The sequence below is a fragment of the Pseudonocardia terrae genome (genome assembly GCF_021343995.1).
GTDB classification, from domain to species: Bacteria; Actinomycetota; Actinomycetes; order Mycobacteriales; family Pseudonocardiaceae; genus Pseudonocardia; species Pseudonocardia terrae.
Map to the genome: position 1 here is coordinate 1 of NZ_JAJTTE010000115.1, position 5,702 is coordinate 5,702.

A 5,702-nucleotide genomic window follows, 5' to 3' on the forward strand; every position below is an offset into this window, starting at 1 on the left:
GATGGCAGCCGGCGTGGAAGACCAGCGATCCCAGCGGGCGACGGCCGCACGTGACACCTACGGTGCCTTGATGCTGCAGGCCGCCAGCGTGATCCGGTTGCGCTACGTGGACTGCGGCCAGGACGGGCTGTCCCCGGCCACGGCGGCCGAACTGGCGGACGTCTTCGAGAGACTCGCCAATGGGGACCCCGCCGTCGACCAGATCGAGCCGAACGAGGCGATCGCGCTGGCGCATCGCCTGCTCGACAACGACCACCCCGAGCATTCGAGGCTATGGCCCCGGACCCCGTAGTGGCTGGAGGTCCACCGGAAGGGGGGCCTCCAGCCTCGGGCCGACCGGGGTCGTCCTGAACAGCCACCGGGTGGGCGCGCTCATAGCCGCCCACCCGGTTTGGCATTCATCCCCGCTGCACAGCACGGTCAGGTAGAGCATCAGGAGGCCGAGCCGAATCCGGGCGCCGCGGGCAGACCATCATCACCACCCGCACGCCCTGGAACCCCGCCATTGCCGGTGTCGGCGACCCTTGACTTCGTCCTCATAGGCGGGTCAGCAGAAGCCCACGCGAACCTTCTCGCGCTCCCGCACCGGGCCGAACTCGGCAGGCTGGCAGGTGGTCTCGAGCACCGACATCCACAGGTCACCGTCGGGGTCGACCTGGTTGCGACGACTCGTCATCAGGGACAGCGGGACGTGCACGAATCGCCGCCGCCACCGCGCGACGGCAGCTGCCGTGCGGCCGGCCATGGCCGCGTGCACCGCGGCGTGGGCCAGCCGCAGGCAGTAGACGCCGTCGTAGGCGTTCGCGGCGACGCTGCGGATCGCGTAGCTCGGGTCGATGTAGCGGATCGTGGGCGCGAGGCCGACCGTCGTCAGGTGTGCGGTGATGCTCTGCTTGAGCAACTCCCCGATGTCACCGAGCTTGACGTTGCCCGACGCGTCGGTGCCGCGACCGTTGTGCTCCGGTAGGCCGTGGTCCAGGAGCTCCTGGCCTGCGCCCTCGGCGAGGACGATCACCACGCGGCCCTTGGTCCGCACGTGCCGCTCGATGTGGGCCAGCAAGCCGTCCTCGCCCTCGAGCACGAACGGCACCTCGGGGATCAGGACGATGTCCGCGGCGCTGGATGCCAACGCGGCGTAGGTGGCGATGAAGCCCGAGTGGCGGCCCATCAGCTTCACGATCCCGACGCCGTTCGGGCTGGCCGCGGCTTCGACCGCGACCGCGGAGATGAAGTCGGTGGCTCGCGCGAACGCGCTCTGGAACCCGAACGACTGGTCTGTGAAGGGCAGGTCGTTGTCGATCGTCTTCGGGACCCCGATGACCGCCATGTCGAGGCCGCGCTCCCGGATCGCATCGCTGAGGTACGTCGCAGCGCGCATCCCGCCGTCGCCACCGATGACGAACAGGATGTCGACGCCGCGCAGCACGAGGCTGTCGACCATCTCGTCGGCGTCCTGGCCGCCGCGGGAGCTCCCCAGGATGGTGCCGCCGGAGTGGTGGATGTCGCGGACGCCCTCCAGCGTCAGGTCGACGGTGTCGTAGCGGTTTTCGGCCGTCAGCCCCTGGAGGCCGTTGCGGAAGCCCAGGATCCGCTTGACCCGGTAGTGCACGGCGAGCTCCTTGACCAGGCCGCGGATGACGTTGTTCAGGCCGGGGCACAGCCCCCCACAGGTCACGATCCCCGCGGTCACCGTCGCGGGATCGAAGTAGATCTTGCGGCGCGGGCCCGCGGCTTCGAAACTCGGGGCCTGGACGGACGGCAGGCTGTGCTCGGCCAGCATCGAGACGGTGTCCTCGAGCAGGACCCGGTCGCCCTCCGCGACGTAGTGCGGCGAGGTCTGCTTGGTGGAGAGCATCTCGGCCAACGGCGAGTCGTAACGACATTCGCCGAGGTCACGGACACGGAGGTCTTCCAGGTGCAGCGTCACCGAATCTCCTTGGTCATGCCGGCGGCGTCAGTCGAAGGTGGTGTGTGTGACGTGGCGGATCTGACCTCGCGAGATCAGCAGCGACTCGACGACGGTCGTGCCGCCTCCGGTGCGCGGCCTGCCGAGCAGGGGCCCGCCGTTGACCCCCGAGGCGACGAAGAAGGCGTCTCCCGCCACGAGCTCGGCACAGTCGTAGACGCGCTCGAGCGACATGCCGGCCGCCCGGATGGCGTCCGCCTCCTCGTCGCGTTGCGGCGCCAGGCGGCCCAGCATGCCGCCGCCCAGTGCTCGGACCGCCGCGGCCGTCATCACGCCCTCCGGTGTACCGCCGACCCCGAGCAGGAGGTCGATGTCGAAGGTCGGCATCAGCACCGCCAGGCTCCCGCCGACGTCGCCGCCCGCCGGTGTCTGCACCGCCGCGCCCGCCTGCAGCACGCGAGCGATCAGCTCCTTGTGCCGCGGCTTGTCCATGATGACCACGCGCAGGTCGGCGACCTTCTTGCCGAGCGCCTCGGCGACCTTGACCAAGGTCTGCTCGGGAGGATCGTCGAGATCGATGACGTCCTTCGCGCGCGGTGGCACGACGATCTTGTCCATGTAGAACCCGGGCCCCGGCGACCACAGCGTGCCGGCTTCGCCGAACGCGATGGTGGCCAGGGAACCAGGCAGATCCCGCGCGCAGAACGAGGTCCCCTCGAGGGGATCGACGGCGATGTCGAAGTCGGGTCCGTGGCCGTTGCCGACCAGCTCGCCGTTGAACAGCATCGGGGCGTCGTCCTTCTCCCCCTCCCCGATGACGACGGTCCCCCGCCCCGGCGCATCGGCCAGGGCCGCGCGCATGGCCGAGGTGGCCGCGGCGTCGGCCGCCTTCTGGTCGTTCCGGCCGACCCAGGCGTAGCCGGCCACCGCGGCGCTGCGGGTGGCGGCCAGCGCCACCGCTTCCAACGTGCTGATGTCGGCGTCCGGCATCTCTGGCTCCTCAGGGTGGTGTCATCGGGTCGCGAAGGGCGCGGCGGTCACTCGAGGTTCGCGTGCAGGCGCCACAGCTCGCGGGCCTGGCTGCCGCCGGTCTTCCACAGCGTGTGGAACAGCGCGTCCGTGATCAGCAGAACGGACTGTTCGAACAGGCTGCCCGCGTACTGGACGGAGGTGGAGCCGTCGAAGTCCTGCTTGTCGGCGGCCGGGACGATGAGCACCTCGGTCGCGATCTCGGCCAGCGGCGAGTCGGCCGCCGTGGTCAGCGCGATCACGTCCGCGCCCTGGTCACGAGCCGTCTGCGCGGCCCGCACCACGCGGCCCGTGGTGCCCGATCCCGACGCCGCCACCAGGACGTCGCCAGAGCCGATCGCCGGGGCGGTGACCTCGCCGACGACGTGGGTCGGGAGCCCGAGGTGCATGAACCGCATCGCGGCCATCTGAAGGGCGAGCCCGCTGCGCCCGGTCCCGACGGTGAACACCTTCGGAGCCGTGAGCAGCAACGCCCCGGCCCGCACCCAGGCCGCGGACTGGACCCCGGCACTCACCTGGTCCACCTCTCCGACGACGGCGCGGGTGGCGTCCGAGAAGTGAACGGGATCGAGCTTCTTGGCAATCGACTGCGTCAACGAAATCTCCCTCGTGTGATCATGACTGCGGGTCATCCCCGCGCGGACGCGACGCTGCGCCGGGCTGCCTCGACCACGGCCTCGGTGGTGATGCCGAACTCCGTGAACAGGGTCGTGAAGTCCGCCGAGGCGCCGAAGTGCTCCAGCGACACGATCTCGCCCGCGGCCCCGGCGAACCGGTGCCACGGCTGCGCGATGCCCGCCTCCACGACGACCCGCGCCCGCACCGCCGGCGGCAGCACCTCGTCCTGGTAGGTCCGGTCCTGCCGGTCGAACCACTCGACGCACGGCATCGACACCACCCGGGTCGCGATCCCGTCGGCTTCGAGGATCCTCCTGGCCTCCACGGCCAGCTGGACCTCGGAACCGGTGCCGACCAGCACCACGTCGGGAGAGCCCGAGGTCGCCTCGGCGATCACGTACCCGCCGCGCGCGACCCCCTCGGCGGAGGTGCCCTCCAGGGTCCGCACGTTCTGGCGGGTGAGCGCCAGCCCGGCCGGGCCGCCGGTGTCCTCCAGCACGGCCTTCCAGGCGTGCGCGGTCTCGTTCGCGTCCGCCGGGCGCACCACGGACAGACCGGGGATCGCGCGCAGTGACGCCAGTTGCTCGACGGGCTGGTGGGTCGGACCGTCCTCGCCGAGACCGATCGAGTCGTGCGTCCACACGTAGATGACCGGCAGCCGCATCAGCGCGGCCAGCCGCACCGCCGGGCGCATGTAGTCGCTGAAGATGAGGAAGGTGCCTCCGTACGGCCGGGTGCCGCCGTGCAGCGCGATCCCGTTGAGGATCGACCCCATCGCGTGCTCGCGGATGCCGAAGTGCAGCGTGCGGCCGTACGGCTGGGCCGTCCAGGCCGCGGTGGAGATCTCGGTCGGACCGAAGGAGTCCGCGCCCTTGATCGTGGTGTTGTTGCTCTCGGCGAGGTCCGCCGACCCACCCCACAGCTCGGGCAGCATCTCCCCGAGCTTGGCCAGCACCGCGGCCGACGCCTTGCGCGTGGCGACCGTCCCGCCGTCCGCCTCCCAGATCGGCAGGTCGTCGGCCCATCCGGCCGGCAGCTCGCGGGCGACGAGGCGGTCCAGCAGCGCCTTGCGTGCCGGGTTGGCCTGCGCCCAGGCGTCGAACTCGAGCTGCCACTTCTCGTGGTCGGCCCGCCCGCGCTCGGCCACCTCACGGGTGTGGCGCAGGACGTCGTCGTCGACCTGGAAGCTCTGCTCGGGGTCGAAGCCGACGGCGCGCTTGACCCCGGCGAGCTCCTCGGCGCCCAGCGCGGCACCGTGCGCCTTGCCGGTGTTCATCAGGGTCGGCGCGGGATAGCCGATCACGGTGCGCAGCACGATCAGCGTCGGGCGCGCGGTCTCGGCCCTGGCCTGCTCGATCGCCGCCAGGAACCCGGCGACGTCCTCGCCACCGTCGACCGTGAGGACGTGCCAGCCATAGGCCTCGTAGCGCTTGGCGGTGTCCTCGGACAGGGCGATGCGCGTGTCGTCCTCGATCGAGATCTCGTTGCTGTCGTAGATCACGGTGAGGTTGCCCAGCTGCTGGGTGCCCGCCAGCGACGACGCCTCGGACGTGACGCCCTCCTCGATGTCGCCGTCGGACGCGATCACGTAGATCTGGTGATCGAACACGCTCATGCCCGGCTCGGTGTCCGGGTCGAACAGGCCGCGCTCGCGGCGGGCGGCCATCGCCATCCCGACCGCGTTGGCCAGGCCCTGGCCGAGGGGGCCGGTGGTGGTTTCCACGCCCTCGGTGTGCCCGTACTCGGGGTGGCCCGGTGTCAGGGAACCCCACCTGCGCAGGGCCTTCAGGTCGTCGAGCTCCAGGCCGTAGCCGGAGAGGAACAGCTGGATGTACAGGGTGAGGCTCGAATGTCCGGCGGACAGCACGAACCGGTCCCTGCCGAGCCACTGCGCATCGCCGGGGTCATGCCGCATGACTCTCTGGAACAGCGCGTAGGCGACGGGCGCGAGGCTCATCGCCGTGCCGGGGTGTCCGCTCCCGCACTGCTCGACCGCGTCCGCGGCCAGCACGCGGGCGGTGTCGACCGCGCGCTGGTCCACATCGGACCAGTCCTCGGGTACTCGTCGGGTGGTCAGCCGAACGACCTCGTCAGCGGATTCATGTGGTGACATGGACGGGCACTCCCTGAGTTCGCCGAGTGGGGTGGG

Annotated in this window: 5 protein-coding genes; 1 reads left to right on the forward strand and 4 read right to left on the reverse strand. The window is 70.9% G+C overall.

Going from position 1 to position 5,702, the window contains the following annotated elements; translation table 11 throughout:
- A partial coding sequence (locus LWC33_RS34140; RefSeq protein ID WP_233308846.1) for a hypothetical protein occupies positions 1–292 on the forward strand: 292 nt, incomplete at its 5' end.
- 255 nt (positions 293–547) lie between these two features.
- On the opposite strand, the gene LWC33_RS34145 is transcribed toward LWC33_RS34140, so the two are convergent.
- From LWC33_RS34145 to tkt, 4 genes are read right to left on the reverse strand one after another with little or no spacing between them, the layout of a single operon-like run.
- Complete coding sequence (locus LWC33_RS34145; protein WP_233308847.1) at positions 548–1,927, reverse strand: ATP-dependent 6-phosphofructokinase; 1,380 nt, start codon at positions 1,925–1,927, stop codon at positions 548–550.
- 27 nt (positions 1,928–1,954) lie between these two features.
- Positions 1,955–2,896, reverse strand: coding sequence for a fructose-bisphosphatase class II family protein (locus LWC33_RS34150; RefSeq protein WP_233308848.1), 942 nt, complete (start codon positions 2,894–2,896; stop codon positions 1,955–1,957).
- A gap of 47 nt (positions 2,897–2,943) precedes the next feature.
- Positions 2,944–3,531 (reverse strand): 6-phospho-3-hexuloisomerase, encoded by a 588-nt coding sequence (hxlB, locus tag LWC33_RS34155; protein WP_233308849.1) that lies wholly within the window; start codon positions 3,529–3,531, stop codon positions 2,944–2,946.
- A gap of 32 nt (positions 3,532–3,563) precedes the next feature.
- The gene (gene tkt, locus LWC33_RS34160; RefSeq protein WP_233308850.1) at positions 3,564–5,666 is read right to left on the reverse strand and encodes a transketolase; all 2,103 of its coding nucleotides are present in this window, start codon (positions 5,664–5,666) and stop codon (positions 3,564–3,566) included.
- Between the last annotated feature and the right edge of the window lie 36 nt (positions 5,667–5,702).